This is a genomic window from Empedobacter sp. UBA7252, from assembly GCF_002472765.1.
GTDB classification, from domain to species: Bacteria; Bacteroidota; Bacteroidia; order Flavobacteriales; family Weeksellaceae; genus Empedobacter; species Empedobacter falsenii_B.
In genome coordinates, this window is the sequence record NZ_DKSQ01000084.1 from 14,458 (window position 1) to 31,389 (window position 16,932).

14 protein-coding genes are annotated in these 16,932 nt (G+C 31.4%); 6 read left to right on the forward strand and 8 right to left on the reverse strand.

The window, feature by feature from the left end:
• Positions 1-35: 35 nt before the first annotated feature.
• The 3 genes from B2X73_RS12020 to B2X73_RS12030 all read right to left on the reverse strand — a co-directional run bounded on the left by B2X73_RS12020 (position 36) and on the right by B2X73_RS12030 (position 1,125).
• Positions 36-362: a hypothetical protein gene (locus tag B2X73_RS12020; protein ID WP_291096521.1), complete on the reverse strand. Its 327-nt coding sequence runs from the start codon at positions 360-362 to the stop codon at positions 36-38.
• Complete coding sequence (locus tag B2X73_RS12025; protein ID WP_291096523.1) at positions 352-702, reverse strand: phage holin family protein; 351 nt, start codon at positions 700-702, stop codon at positions 352-354. The genes B2X73_RS12020 and B2X73_RS12025 overlap by 11 nt, the downstream gene beginning before the upstream one ends.
• Positions 703-765: 63 nt before the next feature.
• Positions 766-1,125, reverse strand: coding sequence for a YtxH domain-containing protein (locus B2X73_RS12030; protein WP_125350224.1), 360 nt, complete (start codon positions 1,123-1,125; stop codon positions 766-768).
• 100 nt (positions 1,126-1,225) lie between these two features.
• On the opposite strand from B2X73_RS12030, the gene B2X73_RS12035 reads away from it, so the two are divergent.
• Positions 1,226-2,428: a pyridoxal phosphate-dependent aminotransferase gene (locus B2X73_RS12035; protein WP_286511710.1), complete on the forward strand. Its 1,203-nt coding sequence runs from the start codon at positions 1,226-1,228 to the stop codon at positions 2,426-2,428.
• 13 nt (positions 2,429-2,441) lie between these two features.
• Positions 2,442-3,461 (forward strand): UDP-N-acetylmuramate dehydrogenase, encoded by a 1,020-nt coding sequence (gene murB / locus B2X73_RS12040; protein WP_291096525.1) that lies wholly within the window; start codon positions 2,442-2,444, stop codon positions 3,459-3,461.
• Positions 3,462-3,487: 26 nt separating this feature from the next.
• On the opposite strand, the gene B2X73_RS12045 is transcribed toward murB, so the two are convergent.
• The 4 genes from B2X73_RS12045 to B2X73_RS12060 all read right to left on the reverse strand — a co-directional run bounded on the left by B2X73_RS12045 (position 3,488) and on the right by B2X73_RS12060 (position 10,514).
• Entirely contained in the window at positions 3,488-3,799 is a 312-nt protein-coding gene (locus B2X73_RS12045; RefSeq protein WP_219034206.1) for a hypothetical protein, read from the reverse strand.
• Between the two features lie 4 nt (positions 3,800-3,803).
• Positions 3,804-4,595 (reverse strand): cobalamin-binding protein, encoded by a 792-nt coding sequence (locus B2X73_RS12050; protein WP_286495573.1) that lies wholly within the window; start codon positions 4,593-4,595, stop codon positions 3,804-3,806.
• Positions 4,596-4,693: 98 nt separating this feature from the next.
• Entirely contained in the window at positions 4,694-8,761 is a 4,068-nt protein-coding gene (locus B2X73_RS12055; RefSeq protein ID WP_286495572.1) for a glycoside hydrolase family 2 TIM barrel-domain containing protein, read from the reverse strand.
• Between the two features lie 262 nt (positions 8,762-9,023).
• Positions 9,024-10,514 (reverse strand): aminoacyl-histidine dipeptidase, encoded by a 1,491-nt coding sequence (locus B2X73_RS12060; protein WP_291096527.1) that lies wholly within the window; start codon positions 10,512-10,514, stop codon positions 9,024-9,026.
• Between the two features lie 185 nt (positions 10,515-10,699).
• Here B2X73_RS12060 and B2X73_RS12065 point away from each other — a divergent pair, with 185 nt between their 5' ends.
• The 3 genes from B2X73_RS12065 to B2X73_RS12075 are packed head-to-tail and all read left to right on the forward strand — an operon-like array spanning position 10,700 to position 13,648.
• Complete coding sequence (locus B2X73_RS12065; protein ID WP_291047075.1) at positions 10,700-12,004, forward strand: erythromycin esterase family protein; 1,305 nt, start codon at positions 10,700-10,702, stop codon at positions 12,002-12,004.
• The gene (locus B2X73_RS12070; protein WP_286495568.1) at positions 12,004-12,885 is read left to right on the forward strand and encodes an ABC transporter ATP-binding protein; all 882 of its coding nucleotides are present in this window, start codon (positions 12,004-12,006) and stop codon (positions 12,883-12,885) included. Before B2X73_RS12065 ends, B2X73_RS12070 begins: the two co-directional genes overlap by 1 nt.
• Position 12,886: 1 nt before the next feature.
• Complete coding sequence (locus B2X73_RS12075) at positions 12,887-13,648, forward strand: ABC transporter permease (RefSeq protein WP_286495567.1); 762 nt, start codon at positions 12,887-12,889, stop codon at positions 13,646-13,648.
• 51 nt (positions 13,649-13,699) lie between these two features.
• Here the strand turns inward: B2X73_RS12075 and B2X73_RS12080 are convergent, their stop codons facing one another.
• A complete protein-coding gene (locus B2X73_RS12080; protein WP_280049540.1) occupies positions 13,700-14,725 on the reverse strand; it encodes a M28 family peptidase in 1,026 nt (341 codons plus the stop codon).
• Positions 14,726-14,865: 140 nt separating this feature from the next.
• Between B2X73_RS12080 and B2X73_RS12085 the strand changes: the two genes are divergently transcribed.
• Complete coding sequence (locus tag B2X73_RS12085; RefSeq protein WP_221855381.1) at positions 14,866-16,767, forward strand: amino acid permease; 1,902 nt, start codon at positions 14,866-14,868, stop codon at positions 16,765-16,767.
• Positions 16,768-16,932 lie beyond the last annotated feature (165 nt).

Sequence of the window (16,932 nt, forward strand, 5' to 3'; positions counted from 1 at the left end):
TTCAAACGAAGTGGTTTTTGTATTATCAAATAATTTTATAATTTTTCTTCTATGTATTCCTGAATTTTACTCGTAATGATTGGAACCGCTATCATAATCAATCCAGAAATTACAATTTTTGTAATCCCTTTCATTGGATATTTTTTCGAAACTTTATCTCCAGCCCAATTTAATGCGCTTTCAACTTTAGAAGAAGTGAAACTTGTGTCAGATTTTAAATTTGTTACAAGACTTACTGCTTTGTTTACAAATGAATTATCATGCTTATTTTCTGCAACTTTCATTTGCAATTTTAGTTTACGCTTTGCCATTCGCAAATCGTCTAAATTTTTTATCGCAGATATTTGTTCTTTATTCTTCATCGTCGTCTTCATCATCATCGTGGTTAGACATGGCTTCCATAGCGTTTTCTACGGCAATATTTGTCAAGAAAAGTTTTAATTTCTTTCTAAATAAAATAGAAAGAACCATCATTAAGAAATAAATTCCAGTTACAGTAAGAAAACCTAATCCTGTATCATTAAAATAACCTCCTAAAATAAATCCTAATGCTAAACTTCCTAATAATAATAGAAACAAAGAAAATACGGCAATAATTAATATATAAATAGCGCTCGCTAGCATGTTGCTCAACGAATCTACGAGATCATATTTAGCTAAAGTTATTCTATTATTAATATAAACTTTTAGTTCATTAAACATAAAATTGATTTATTTAAGACAAAGTTAATTATAAATTTTAAGGAATGTTGTGTTTCGAAGAAATTAAACTCCTACGTTTTCTTGAAACTCGTCTTTTAAATCTTCTTTTGTTTGGTTTGCTTTAGATTTTAAATCTTTTCCAGCTTCTTTCGCTTTTGCTACAAACTCGTCTTTTTGTTCTGCTAATTTTGATTTTACTTCATCTAATTTAGCTTCTAATTCTTTTTTCGTTTTTTTCGCTTTATCAGAAAAATCATTCGCGTATTTGTCTAACTCTTTTTTGTATTTGTCAGCTTCTTTTTTTAATTTTTTGCGAGTGTCTTTACCTGATTCTGGTGCATATAATAAACCTACTACTGCTCCGATTGCTGTTCCGATTGCTAAACCTGCTAATAATTTAGTTGCATTATTTAATTTACTCATAATAAAGTTTTTTTTGAGATTAAACGTTTTTTATATTTACACTTTAAAATTACAAAAACAATACCAAAGAATTCAAATCAAATTTAAAAAATTACAATAAATGTTAATATTATCTGAAAAATCACAAAATATGCCAGCTTCTCCAATCAGAAAGTTGGTGCCTTACGCAGATGCAGCAAAAAAAAGAGGAACGAAAGTTTATCACTTAAATATTGGACAACCTGATATTGAGTCGCCAAAAGCTGTTTTAGAAGGATTGAAAAATTTCCCTTCAAACATTATTTCTTATACACACTCAGAAGGAACGTTGGAATATCGCCAAGCTTTGGCAGATTATTTTACAAATCGAGGAATCGAATTAACACCAGAAAATTTTATTGCAACATTAGGAGGTTCGGAAGCTTTATTATTTATTTTCGGAATTATTGCAAATCCAGGTGATGAAATTATTATTCCAGAACCTTTTTATGCAAATTATAACGGATTTACATGTGAAAATGATGTAAATATTGTTCCTGTTCCATCTACAATCGAAAATAATTTTGCTCTACCATCTGTTGAGGAGTTTGCGAAAAAAATTACAGATAAAACACGTGCAATTTTAATTTGTAATCCTGGAAACCCAACTGGATATGTATATTCGAAAGAAGAATTAAATCAATTGAAAGAATTAGTTCTTAAACATGATATCTATTTAATTTCGGATGAAGTTTATGCAGAATATTTATATACAGAAGAAGAATTTACATCTGTTTTAAGTTTCCCAGAACTGAAAGATAATGCAATTGTAATTGATTCAGAATCGAAACGTTTTTCTTTATGTGGAGCACGTTCTGGAGCTTTGATTACACGTAACGAGAAATTCTTAAAAGCTGCAATGTTATATGCACAAGCGCGTTTAAGTCCTGTTGAAATTTCTCAATACATTGCAACTTTAGCCCACAGAAATGTTGGAACTTATTTCGAAGATTGTCGTACAGAATATTTAAAACGTCGCAATACATTAGTTGCAGGTTTACAGCAAATTCCGGGAGTGGTTTGCCCAAATCCAAAAGGGGCTTTCTACTGTATGATTCAATTACCAGTTGATAGCGCAGAAAAATTTGCAATTTGGTTATTAGAATCTTTCTCGTCAAATGGAGAAACAGTAATGTTGGCGCCAGGAGCAGGATTTTATTCAACTCCAAATTCAGGAATTCAAGAAGTTCGTTTGGCTTATGTTCTGAAAGAAGAAGATTTGGTTCGTTCTGTTGAAATCTTGAAAGAAGCTTTAGAACAATATCCAGGAACAATTAGATCATAAGAAAAATAAGAAGATGGAAATCATCGAAAATTATTCATTAAAATTATATAACACATTTGGAATAGAAGCAAAAGCAAAATATTTTGCTGATGTTGCGACTATTCAAGATTTGCGAAAAGTGTTGGTTTTTCGTCGTCAAAAAGATTTACCGATTTTATTTATTGGTGGAGGAAGTAATATGCTTTTTGTAGACGATTTTCCGGGAATTGTGTTAAAATTGAATTTGAAAGGAATCGAAATTATCAATGAAGATGATGATTTTGTGTACGTAAAAGCGCAAGGAAGCGAGAATTGGCACAATTTTGTTGAATGGACGTTGCAAAATGATTTTGGAGGATTAGAAAATCTTTCGTTGATTCCTGGAAATGTTGGTACGGCGCCGATGCAAAATATTGGTGCGTATGGCGTTGAGGTCAAAGATTATATCGAAGAAGTTCAAACATTAGTTTTGGAAACGGGTGATGAACGTACTTTTACAAATGAAGAATGTCATTTTGGTTACCGCGAATCTGTTTTCAAAAATGAATTGAGAGGACAATATGTTTTGGTAGCGGTTACATTTAAGTTGACGAAGAAGAATCACAAACTTCATGTGGAATATGGCGCAATAAAATCTGAATTGGAAAAGGAACAAATTTTTGATCCAACGATTCAAGAAATTAGTGCAGCTGTGATTAAAATTCGTCAAAGTAAATTACCAGATCCTTCACAGATAGGAAATTCAGGAAGTTTCTTTAAAAATCCTGTAATTTCGAATGAAAAATTTGCTGAAATAGAAAAACTTCACCCAGAAATTTCTCATTACAAAACTGATTCTGGTATTAAATTAGCCGCAGGTTGGTTGATAGAACACGCAGGTTGGAAAGGAAAACGTTTTGGTGATGCGGGAGTTCACGATAAACAAGCTTTGGTTTTGGTGAATTATGGCAATGCAACTGGACGCGAAATATATGATTTATCTGAACGAATTATAGAAGATGTGAAAGCCAAATATGGCGTAACATTGGTTAGAGAAGTCAATATTATACAATAAATTAAATCCCGCTTTCAGCGGGATTTTTATTCTTCTTCTTTATTGATTTTTAATTTAGAAATTCCAATTATTAATATAATTCCGAATGCTATGTATAAAAGTTTTTCGAGAATATTTGTTACTATATTTAGTTCATAAATTGAAACACCAAGATATTCTTTTATAGATAATCTTATTATTGATAATAGTAATATAGAAATTGTTATGAAAATTAGATAATTACTAAAACTTATTTTTTTTCCGTGAGCAACAATAGAAATAATTAATAATAAAATATCGAATACGAAGTGAAGGACTAAAATTACTTTAGTATACAAAATTAAAAAATCCGGATCCATATATTTATTTATAATTTGTAATAATCTCCACAATTTTATCCAAACCATCGGTTAAAGCAGCAGGACCAGGTTGTAAAATCAATTCAGATTTTATTTCGTATAAATGATTTTGTTGAATAGCTTTTACGTTTTCGAAACCAATTCGTTGTTTTACTTTTTCGGGTTTGAACATTTTACCACACCACGAACCGATAATAATATCAGGATTTCGTTCAATCACTTGTTCATCCAACAAAATACGATCTTTAGCTAAAGCTTTATTTTTGAGTTCTGGAAAAGCTAATTTTCCACCAGCAATTTCTATCAAATCATTAACCCAAGCGCTTCCCGAAATAATTGGTTCGTCCCATTCTTCAAAAAATACTGTTGGGCGATAGGGAAGAAGAGTTGCTTGTTGTTTTACTTCTTCGAGTTTCTTTTCGTAAAATTCGACTAATTTTAATCCTTTATCTTGACAACCAATCAATGAAGTAAATTGCACAATCATATTTAAAATTTCATCAACTGTTCGGTGATTAAAAATAAAAACATTAATTCCTCTTCTAATTAATTCTGCTGCAATATCAGCTTGTAAATCAGAATATCCTACAACAAAATCTGGCTTCAAATTGATGATATCTTCAAATTTAGCATCTAAAAAAGTTGAAACTTTAGGTTTTTCTTTTCTTGCTTGTGGCGGACGATAGGTAAAACCACTAATTCCTACTAAACGATGTTGTTCGTTAATGTTATACATAATTTCAGTTCCTTCTTCGGTTAAGCAAACAATGCGTTGAGGATATCGATTTGATGACATTTTGGTTTGATGTTAAATTGATGTGAGGTATAAAAATAAGAAATTCATACCATTTTGTATGATATGAATTCCTTTTGAAAAAACTATGAGTAAAAATGTTAGTTAACTAAAACTCCAAATTCGGATCCAGCAGCGTAATCTTGTCCATTCTGAGAACTTAAAGCTGTGAAACGGATATATCTTCCGCGAATTGGTTTGTCGAACAAAATTGTTTGCAGTTTAGTGTTTTTCTCGAAAGAACCTTCTTTGATAGGGTTACTCCAATTTTTTCCGTCTAAACTAATCTGAATTCTATAATCTTTTATATTTCCATTAGCTCCATCTTGACGAGGTAAATATGTAAATCCTTTAATCATCTTGAATTCTCCTGCATCAAAATCAACCCAATGAGGATATTGCGCAACAGTGACAGAATACATCGTATGCCAAATAGAGCTTGGATTACGATCTACAAGATTTGCAGCATCTCCTTCTCCAGTTTCTTGACTTGAAGCAAAAACAACTTGTAACGGAATCGTTTCTATTTTAGTAAATTTTGAAGAAACTTTAATGTTCGGATTATTTTTATCCCAAGTAACAATTGTATTCGCATCTCTCAATTTGAAAGGTTCTGTATACTTCGTTTCTTTTCCATTCCCGATTTTGTAATACAAATCTGCATGTTGATTTTGGCTCAAAATTGTAACTTCCCCAATTTTGTTTCGTGTAATAAGAAGTGGAGAATCTCCTGCTCCTTTTACTTTTGCTTGCGTTGAATAATTATTGCTTTGAACAGGACGAATAATAAATCCAAAAGTTGTTGCGTTTGGTTTTACACGATCTTGTTCTAATGGTGGTCCTTGCCCACAACTATTTCCTCCAAGCCCTGTAACACCAGCATCTAAATGCATATACGTTCCATTACTTTTTGGTAATTGATAGAAATGAGGCGTTTGCGTTAATTCTAATTCGCTCCAAGGCAAAACAGAAGTTGACATCAAATCTTTGCTTACAAAAACAACCCCATTTCCAGAAGTATCAGTTAAAGAACTCCATCTAACTTCCTCATTATTACTCATACTTTGCGGATTTGGCCACGGTACAAACTGATCTTTCACTGTACTTTTATGAAATTCAATATTCTGAGCGGTTTTACGATCTGCATAATTATTAATCGGACCGCGTCCGTAATAGTTGTAATTGCTCAAATTTTCTGGTAATTTCAATTCATAACCTAAACGCGCTAAAGCAAGCGATTCGTCATTTGAAGTAATACTTGACGATAATTCGATTGAACCATCTGGATAAATCGTCCAAACTTGATTTGAAGTAAATTTGAAATCATTTTCCCCAAATACTTGGTCTTTGTGTTCTTCGATCTTATATGTTCCAGAAGTACCTCCTAAAAGTGATGCGCTATTTGGCGCTTGTGATTCTACAACATACGATAATACAATTGCGCCATCTTTTCTTGTGTAAGAAGTTGATGATAAAACTTTGTGTTTTAAATTATGTAAACCTTTTTGAAACCATTGCTGATACGCCCAGTTGTCATTATCCATTGGTGCACGATAAGCATCTAATTTTGGACCGTCACCATCTTTAATAATCGTTTGGTTATTATAATTTAAACTATAAATAGTTCCAGTTTGATTATCAAATTTTACAGCGAAACCATTTCCACTAATTGTTTTTAGTTTTTCTGAATCTGTTATGGTAATTTGATTTGTTTTTTGAACTTCTTGAATTGTCGGAATTTGTTCTGCAGCTTTCACAAAAATTTGTTCTTCCATTTGAACATAATCTTTCTTCGCCCACAATTGATCATGATTTTGCTTGAATTGAATTTTTACAAAATACTCTGATGTAGGTTTTAATTTTGATTGATTAATTGGTAAACGAACGATTTGTTTTTCGCGAGGACTAATGATTTTTTTAGGCTCAATAAAAGCTGTACTTCTTTCAATTTCGATTCCATCTTCGTATAAAGCCCATTCTGGCGTGTAATCTTCTAACGAAATGAAATAATTTTTATTAAAAATTTCGATTTCACCATTCAAGATATTTGCAGGTTTTACACCAACATTTTGATAGACTTTTTTAACTTCCCAGTAAGAAGGTTTTTCCTTTAAATCAGCGAAAACTAATCCATTGTTTACAAACGTTCCGTCATTTGGTTTATCCCCGAAATTACCTCCGTAAGCGAAGAATTTTTCGCCTGTCTTTTTATCATAATAATACATTGCTTGGTCAACCCAATCCCAAATAGCACCTCCCATAAAGAAGTTGGTAGATTCCATTGCTTCCCAATAATCTATCAGATTTCCAGCTGCATTTCCCATTCCATGCGCATATTCAGAAATATGGAAAGGATATTTTAACTTATAATTTCCTTGTACAGCACCACGAACCCAATTGATAGAAGGGTATTGATTAGATCCCATATCAACAATTGCATTATTTCGCTCGTATTGAACAGGACGAGAAGTATCAATTTTTTTGATTGCATTGTAGGCTTCAACAAAATTATTTCCAGGACCAGCCTCATTTCCTAAAGACCAAATAACGATAGAAGGATGATTGATTGTTGCATGAACCATCTCTACATTACGTGCCACGTGCGCATCTCTCCACTCTTTTGGATGAGAGATTGAAGCTTCACCGTAGTAATATTGGTGACTTTCTACATTGGCCTCGTCCTCTAAATAAATCCCATATTTGTCGCATAAATAATACCAATAAGGATCATCTGGATAATGTGAGTTACGAACATGGTTAATATTTGCACGTTTCATCAACTTAATTTCTTCTTCCATCTGTTGACGTGTCACAACTTTTCCTTTTTCAGGATTTGTTTCGTGGCGGTTAACACCTTTCAGTTTTACTGTTTTTCCATTTACATAGAAATAACGTCCAGCCAAACCAAACTCATCATCTTCAGCTTTTGTATCTTTAATTTCAACCTTTCTAAATCCTACATTCGTCGAAACTGTTTCGATTGTTTTGTTCTTTACATCTTTTAATTCTCCAACTAACGTATAACGATAAGGACGCTCTGCTGACCAAAGATTTGCATTCTTTAGTTTTAGTTTTAGTTTGTAAATAGATGAAGAATTAGGATTGATTGTAACTGCATCAGAATTGATAATATATTCAGTTGTTGCAATTTTTTCAGTTTCGTCGCTGTATAATTTATTTTGATAAAGTGTATAAGCAATTTTATAACCTTTTGCGACTTTATTTGATAAATTTCTAATATCAGCCGAAATATTTAGTTCATCATCTTTATAGTTATTCGTTACATCAGGAATTACAACCAAATCTCTAACTTGGATTTTCGGTTTTGATGTTAATGAAACTGTACGAAAAATTCCTGGCAATCTAAACATATCTTGTGCTTCTAAGAATGAAGCGTCAGAATTCCTATAGACTTCAACTGCTACAGAATTTTCACCTTTTTTATTTAGATAAGGTGTAATGTTAAATGAAGCTAAATTTCTAGAATTTTTAGAAAAACCAACATATTTTCCATTAATCCATAAGTAGAAAAATGAATCTACTCCATCAAAATTCATGTAAATATCACGTCCATCCCAATTTTTAGGAACATCGAATGTACGTTTATACGAACCAACTTCATTTCTATAAATATATGTTGTCCAATCTTTGTTAGGCTCTCTCATTACACCGCCTTTCCAATCATCAACTTTTACAGCATGCTGAAAAATAACTTTTTGATTGACATAAATTGGAACACCATATTTTAAATCTCCATTTTTCTGAATTCCAAAAATATTCCAACTCATCGGGACAGGAACATCAGCCCAAGAAGAGGTATCAAAATTGTTTTCGTAAAAATTTTTCGGTCTTTCGTTTGGGTTTTTTACCCAATTAAATTTCCAAGTACCATTCAAATTCATCCAATATGGACTATTTTCTGGTAAAAGTTTTACAGCTTGATTTTGATTCTCAAAAGAGAAAAAATAGCTTTTAGGTAATTCTTTGTTGAAGGATAAATTCATTGGCGATTCCCATTCGTTACCGTCTGGAGAATCTTTCGTTCCGTAATTGAAGCCCCCTAAATTATGAGTAAAAGGATTTTCAATTGGCGGATTTATTTGTGCAAAAGTTGTCTGAACAACAAGTGCAGAAACAATAACTTTACTGTATTTTGTTATAAGATTCATTTTTCAATAAGCATTTTTAATCACGTGTTAAACAAATATAGTCTAGATTATTAAATGATTATGCTTATTTGAAGAAGTAAAAATAAGGTGATAAAATTGTAAATAATTGTTTTTTAATCTTATGAATGATTAATGATTTTTTTTCTGAAATAAATAGAATTATAGAAAAATTTTAATTTGATTAAAAGAATTGTTTAAAAAGTATTATTGTAAAAAAAGACCACTTGCAAAAGTGGTCTTTAGATTAAGTTTTCAGCTTAAATTATATATTTTTTGAATTTGCACAGCTGTAATTAACTGGACCATCGTTTGGAATATCTTTTAAAATATCTAATAAATAATCCCAGAATTTTTGTACAGAAGCAATTTCTACTTTTTCGTCAGGAGAGTGAGCACCAGAGATGTTTGGACCAAAAGAAATCATATCCAAACCTGGATAATTTGTTCCAATAATTCCGCATTCTAAACCTGCGTGGCAAGCCACAACTTTTGGTTCTTCTCCAAATTTTGAAACATAAATTCCTTTCATCAATTCTAAAATTTCAGAATGAGTATTTGCTTTCCAACCTGGGTAAGAACCAGAGAATTTAACCTCAAAACCACCTAATTCGAAACCAGCTTTTAATGTTTGTGCTAATGCTTCTTTACCTGATTCTATAGAAGAACGCGTTAAACATAAAACACGAGCGTTTCCGTCAATAACTTCTACGCGAGCCACATTGTTAGATGTTTCTACTAAACCTTCAACATCTGGACTCATTCTGTAAACACCATTGAAAGCTGCCATAATTGTTTGAACAAAAACTTTAGAATCTTGTGCTGACATTGCATCAGTTGCATCAGTTGGTTCTAGTGTAATCACCATTTTAGGTTCTTTCGTTTCATATTCTTCAATAATTTCAGCGCGTAAAGTTTCGTAAGAAGCTTTGAAAGCGTCAACTTTATCTGTAGGAATCACAATTTTAGCCCAAGACTCGCGAGGAATAGCGTTACGTAAACTTCCACCTTCCATATGAGCGATTTGTAAACCAAATTCAGTTGCAGCATTTAATAAACGAGCAATTAATTTGTTCGAATTTCCTAAACCTTCGTGAATTTGCATTCCAGAGTGTCCACCGTTCAAACCTTTTAATGTTAAGGTAAAAGCAGTTCCGTTAGTAGCTTCTGTAGTGTAAGCTTTTGTCGCCGTTACATCAACACCACCAGCGCAACCAATGTCTAATTCATCATCTTCTTCGGTATCTAAGTTCAACAAGATTTTCCCAGATAAGAATCCAGCTTTCAAACCTAAAGCACCAGTCATTCCAGTTTCTTCGTCAATTGTAAAAAATGCTTCAATAGCTGGATGAGGAATATCTTTCGATTCTAAAATAGACATAATTGTCGCAACTCCAATTCCGTTATCTGCACCTAAAGTTGTTCCATTTGCTGTAACAAATTTATCATCTTCAATGTACATTTCAATTCCTTGTGTTTCAAAATCGAATGTTACATCGTTATTTTTTTGACAAACCATATCCAAGTGCGATTGCATGATCACTTTTTTACGGTCTTTCATTCCTGGATAAGCAGCTTTTTTGATTAAAACATTTCCTACTTCGTCCGTTTCGACAGGTAAACCTAAATCTTCACCAAATTTGATGATGAACTGACGTACTTTTTCTTCTTTCTTAGAAGGTCTTGGAACTGAATTCAATGCTGAGAAGTTTTTCCAGATTGCTTTTGGTTCCAAATTAAGAATATCGTTATTCATTGTTTGTTTTTTATTGTTCCTCAAAGTTACGGAATTGCGACAATATAGTTTTATTAAAGAAGTTTTAAATTTTTTTGATTCTCAACCAACCTTTTTATTTTTTTATGAATCATATTATTATAAATGAAAAAATAAAAACGTGATGTAATACGAAAAATACTATTTTTAAATAACACTAATGATTCATGAAGAAATTAACACTATTTACAATTTTGACTTTACTCAGTGCAGTATTGTTGAATGTTTTTGTTTTCAAGAAAACTTTCAATGATGACTCAGAGAAGATAATCGCTGAAACAAATCAATATAAACATCCAATAAATTCGATTGAAATGACTGAACAAAATAATCAGGATTTAGAATTTTTGAAAATGATGTTAAAAGATAATCGTATTGTTTTTTTGGGTGAAGGTATACATCAAGATGGACAAACTTTTAAAGCCAAATCACGCTTGATAAAGTATTTGCACGAAAATTTGGATTACAATGTTGTCTTGTACGAAGCTGGACAATATGATATGTGGATAACCAACCAAGAAATGGAAAAAGGAACTTTAGGTGTTGGAAAAGATTCGATTGCGGGACTTGGTATGTTTAATTTTTGGTGGGATAATAAAGAAACTCAACCTCTAAATAACTATTATTTACAAACTAAGAAAACAAATAATCCAATCACATTAGGTGGTTTTGATATGCAATATTCTGGTGATTTACTGACAGAAATTTTAAATAATGGGTATTTAAGACGTATAAAATTATTAAGAGAGTTTTTAGCGAATCAAAATATATCTTTATATGATTACCCTTTTTTAAATCAAAATATTGATAATCTTACAATTTTTAGATATAAAAAATTTACTGAAGCTACATATAAAAAAAATGAAATTACTCAACTCCTTAAAGAGTTACAATCGATTTCATTACGAATATCAAGGCTTCCAAAAACTGAAGAAACTAAAATCTATTCACGTTATCTGAAAGATATTAAAAACCATATTCAGAAAAATTTGATGTATAAATCTGGAACTAAGGAAAGTATGAATTTTAGAGATTCTTTGATGGTAGAGAATTTAATTTATCAATTGGATTCTCTTTATCCAAATCAGAAAGTAATTATTTGGTCGGCGAATGTACATGCTTACAAAAAATATTATCCGAATAATTTTAAACCATTGGGACAATATATCAAAGAAAAATACAAGAACCAATCGTATGCAATTGGTTTTACTTCGTATGGCGTTTATAATCCTCTGAAACAAATAATTAATACACCTAATAAATATGCGGTAGAGAATGCATTTCATCAACTTAATCAGCCTTATTTCTTTTTAGATTTTAGTCAAATTCCGAATCAATCTGCACTAAAATCTGAGTATTATTCAGTTATAGATCAAGGAATGAATGTAAAAGCAAAATGGAGTGACTTTGTAGATGGAATTTTTTACATCGATGTTAATCAAGAACCAACACCACTAAAAGAAGAGAAATAATGAAAAGTATAGAAATAAAAGATTTGAATTTTAGTTTCGGGTCAAAACAAATATTAAATCAAGTTAATCTTAATGTTCCGAAAGGAAGTATTTATGGCTATTTGGGGCGAAATGGAGCAGGAAAATCGACAACAATAAAATTGCTTTTAGGATTATTGAATTCGAATGAAGATACTATTTTCTTGAATGAGTTGAGTATCAAAAAACATCCTATTAAGATTCATGCTTTAACAGGTAATTTGATTGAAGCGCCTTGTTTTTACACAAAATTGACTGTTTATGAAAATTTAAAATACTTAGATGTAATTTATCAAAAAGGTGAGGAGCGAATTAGTGAAGTGTTAGATTTGGTTGGTTTGTTGTACGCGGAACATTATAAAACATCTGATTTATCGATGGGAATGAAACAACGTTTGGGAATTGCAATAGCGATTTTTCATGATCCAGAAATTTTGATTTTAGATGAACCTCTTAATGGATTGGATGCACAAGGAATTTATGAAATGCGCGAATTGTTTTTGAGGTTGAATGCATCAGGTAAAACGATTTTTTTGTCAAGTCATATTTTAAGTGAATTAGAACGAGTTGCTACGCATATTGGAATTATAGAAGGAGGAAAGATGATTTTTGAAGGCAAAAAAGAAGAATTACTTGGGAATGTTGTTCGTAAAGTTGCTATAAAAATAAATGATGCAGAGAAAGCAAAACAACTTTTTGAAAATGTAATAATTGAAGATAACGTCATGCATTTTGAAATTGAAAACGATGATGATTTTCATCAAAAAATACAACAATTAATTCAGCATAACATTAAAATTTATGATGTTCAGTCTGAAACAGCTAATCTTGAACAAATTTTTATTAACCTAATTCAACACTAAAATGACAAATACATTTTATAAAGCATTTGCTTCCGAACTATATAAATTATCAAAAAACAAAGAAATTTTTGGTGTATTATTTTTACCAACTTTAGTCGTTTTAGGTGTTTTTTTCTATTTAATTTATAAAGTACCAATGGAACCTATTGCTTTGAATCCGTGGTACGGTTTTTTAGGACGATATGTTTTTATGTTTTTCTATATGCTATTTCCAGTTTTAATTGCTGTGTTTGTGCATTCATGTTGCGATGTAGAATATAAGAACAACAATTATAAATTGTTATTTACACTGCCCATTTCACATGCTAAAATTTATTTAGCCAAAGCTTTATTTATTTTAATTATAGTCAGTTTTTCTGTTGTTGGGGCTTATGTGTTTTTTCTATTAAGTGGATATTTATTACAATTTATTTCACCAAATTATGGTTTTCAGAATTTTGATTTTAGAGAAATTGCTTTTTACACTTTTTTCAAATTATGGATTGGATGTTTAGCTGTATCTATGATACAATTTGCTTTGAGTTTATTCTTCAGAAGTTTTATTTATCCAGTAGGTTTTTCTCTATTTGTAACTGTTTTTTGTTCTGTGATTAGTAGTAAAAAGTTTGCAGATTTCATTCCTTATTCAAGTTCTCCAAAATCATTTGATAACTTAATGAATCAAATAGCATCTTTAGAAAGATTAGATTATATCAACCTTATATACAATATTTTCTTTTTAGGGTTGAGTTACTTTATCTTTATAAGAAAGAAAAATCTATAAAGCAAAAAATCCCTTGAATTCAAGGGATTTTTTAATGTATACTTTTTATATTTATCTTGTAGAAGGCATAGGAGATTCTTTGTCTACAACTGGTCTATTTTCGACGTTTGCTAAAATCCAAATTGTATTGAAAGCTAATTTTGTACGACGCGTCAATAAATCATATTCAATTTTGTCTGGTGTATCGCCTGGTTTGTGGTAATCATCGTGCACACCATTAAAGAAGAAAACAGACGGAATGTTATGTTTCGCAAAATTATAGTGGTCAGAACGGTAATAAAAACGATTTGGATCATCTGGCGTATTGTAACGCATATCTAAATTAATTCCTAATCCATCATTTGCTGCTAAAACAGCTTTGTGTAAATCAGAAGACAACATTTCAGAACCAATTACATAAACAAAGTCTCTTGTTTGTTCATTATGTTCGTAGTCTACTCGACCAATCATATCAATGTTAACATTTGCAACTGTGTTTGCAAGAGGAAAAATTGGATGTTCTGAATAATATTTAGAACCTAATAATCCTTTTTCTTCACCAGAAACATGTAGCAATAAAACCGAACGTTTTGGACGAATTCCTTTCTTCTCAGCTTCGCGGAAAATACGACCAATTTCCATTACAGCAACAGTTCCAGAACCATCATCATCAGCACCAGCATATAATTTTCCATCTTTTATTCCTTCGTGATCATAATGTGCCGAAATCACCACAATTTCTTCTGGTTTTTCTGATCCTTTGATGAATCCCATCACATTTCTCATTTGACCTTTTACTCGGTTAAAAGTTCCAGCAGGAATAATTTGGAAATAATTATTATTTGGTCCATTAATTCCTAATTCTTTGTAATAATTAGAGATATAGTTTCCCGCTTTTATTTCGCCTTCAGTTCCAGCATTTCTACCTTCCATATCAGGCGCAGCAATGATGTAAAGCTGTTTTTTTAATTCAGCTTCAGAAATTTTGTCTGTATATTTTACAAGACTCTTTTGATATTTCTCCTGAGAAATTGGTTTTGTAGAATCACAACTTACTAAAGTAGCAGTTAAAGCAATTGCAAATAAAAATTGTTTCATGTTAATTTTTTGAATTAAATTTAAAATTAATCTAACCAAGCAGAATAAAAAAGAAAATTTGAATAAAAAACCAATATTTATACGGATTCTATCCGAATTTGGGATTGTCTTTTTTATATTTGCCCGTTTTTAAATAAATTATGTCACAATTATTCAGAAAAAAATCTGTCGAATCCATTTTAGCAGAATCTGCAAAGAACACGACTACAATGAAAAGAACTTTAGGTGTTCGAGATTTAACAGGTTTTGGTATCGCCGCAATTGTTGGAGCTGGTATTTTTAGTACTATTGGTCGAGCAAGTTTTGAAGGTGGACCAGCAGTTATCTTCCTTTTTATTTTTACGGCAATTGCCTGTGGTTTTACAGCTTTTGCTTATGCAGAATTTGCTTCGTTAGTGCCTGTTTCGGGTAGTGCGTATACCTATAGCTATGTTGCATTTGGAGAATTATTTGCTTGGGTAATTGGTTGGGCATTGATTATGGAATATGCGATTGGGAATATTGTGCTCGCGATTTCGTGGAGTGATTATTTTACCACCTTGCTCTCCGGAATGGGATTACATCTGCCAGAATGGATGACAATGGATTATTTTACGGCGAGAGAAGGTTTTGAATTTGTTTCGAATGAGTTAGCGAAAGGTAAAACATTAGAAGGAATTGCGAATTCGCCTTATGCGCAAGAGATTCCAAAATATTTAGCCTTTAAAGATGCTCCATATTTAGGATTTAATTTAGTGGTGGATATTCCTGCATTAATCATTACTTTTTTGATTACAGCTTTGGTTTATCGTGGAATTAATGAATCGAGAAAAGCAAGTAATGCAATGGTTGTGTTAAAATTAGCTGTGGTACTTTTGGTAATTGTGGTTGGTGCTTTTTATGTGAATCCAGATAATTGGAATCCTTTTGCACCGAATGGAGTAGGAGGTGTTTTGGCTGGAGTTTCGTCTGTTTTTTACGCTTATATTGGGTTTGATGCGATTAGCACAACTGCGGAAGAATGTAAAGATCCGAAGCGAGATTTGCCTCGTGGAATTTTTGCGTCTATCATTATTTGTACTGTTTTATATGTGCTGATTGCTTTAGTAATTACGGGAATGGTTCATTATTCTGAATTGAATGTTGGAGATCCTTTGGCGTATGTTTTTGATAAAATTCAAGATTTAAAGTGGTTGGCAGGAATTATTGCTTTTTCGGCTGTAGTAGCGATGGCGAGTGTATTTATTGTTTTTCAAATTGGGCAACCTCGTATTTGGATGACAATGTCTCGTGATGGTTTATTACCAAAGAAATTTTCTACTATTCACCCGAAATTTAAAACACCTTCTTTTGCAACTATTTTTACTGGATTTGTAGTTGGAGTTCCTATTTTATTTACAGATTTGGAATTGGTTGTTGATGCTTGTTCTATTGGAACTTTGTTTGCTTTTGTGTTAGTTTGTGCTGCTGTACTTCGTATGGATGCCGATCCAAATGCGAAAAGAGGAAATTTTAAAACGCCTTTTATCAATGCAAAATACATTATGCCAATTGTAACTGCCGTGATTGTATTTTTATGCGCAACAACATTTAAAGATGATTCGATTGATTTCTTTACGAATAAACCGCAACCTATGCCAATTGAACATTTTGTAAATTCGTTATCGCCAAAAGAATTAAAAGATTCTTATGCAACAATTAATGAATTAACAGGATCTGAAATTGAATTTTTGGATGATTATTTGGCACAATTATCTCCAGAACAATATAAATCTACTTTGAGCAAATTACCAGTTTACGAAGATAAGAAGATGGAAAAAGGATGGGATGTTTTCAAACACAAAATTCCAATGATTCTATTCTTAATGATTTATGTTTTTATGGTAGTTAGAACATTTTTCAAAAGAACTTCTATTATTCCGTTAGCTGGTATGTTGTGTTGTTTTTATATGATGGCGCAATTAGGATTGAAAAACTGGATGATTTTCTTGATTTGGATTGCAATTGGTTTAACAATTTATTTCACTTACGGTTATAAACATAGTAAGTTGAGAAATGTTTAAACTTACAATAAACAATAAAAGATCCGATTATAATCATTTATAACCGGATCTTTTTGTTTCTATCAGTTATATTTGCAGAAATTTAACCCTATGAAAAAAATTCTATTGAGCCTGTTTATTTTAGGTTCTTTTTATGTTTCTGCGCATTAGCGTCCTAAACGTTAA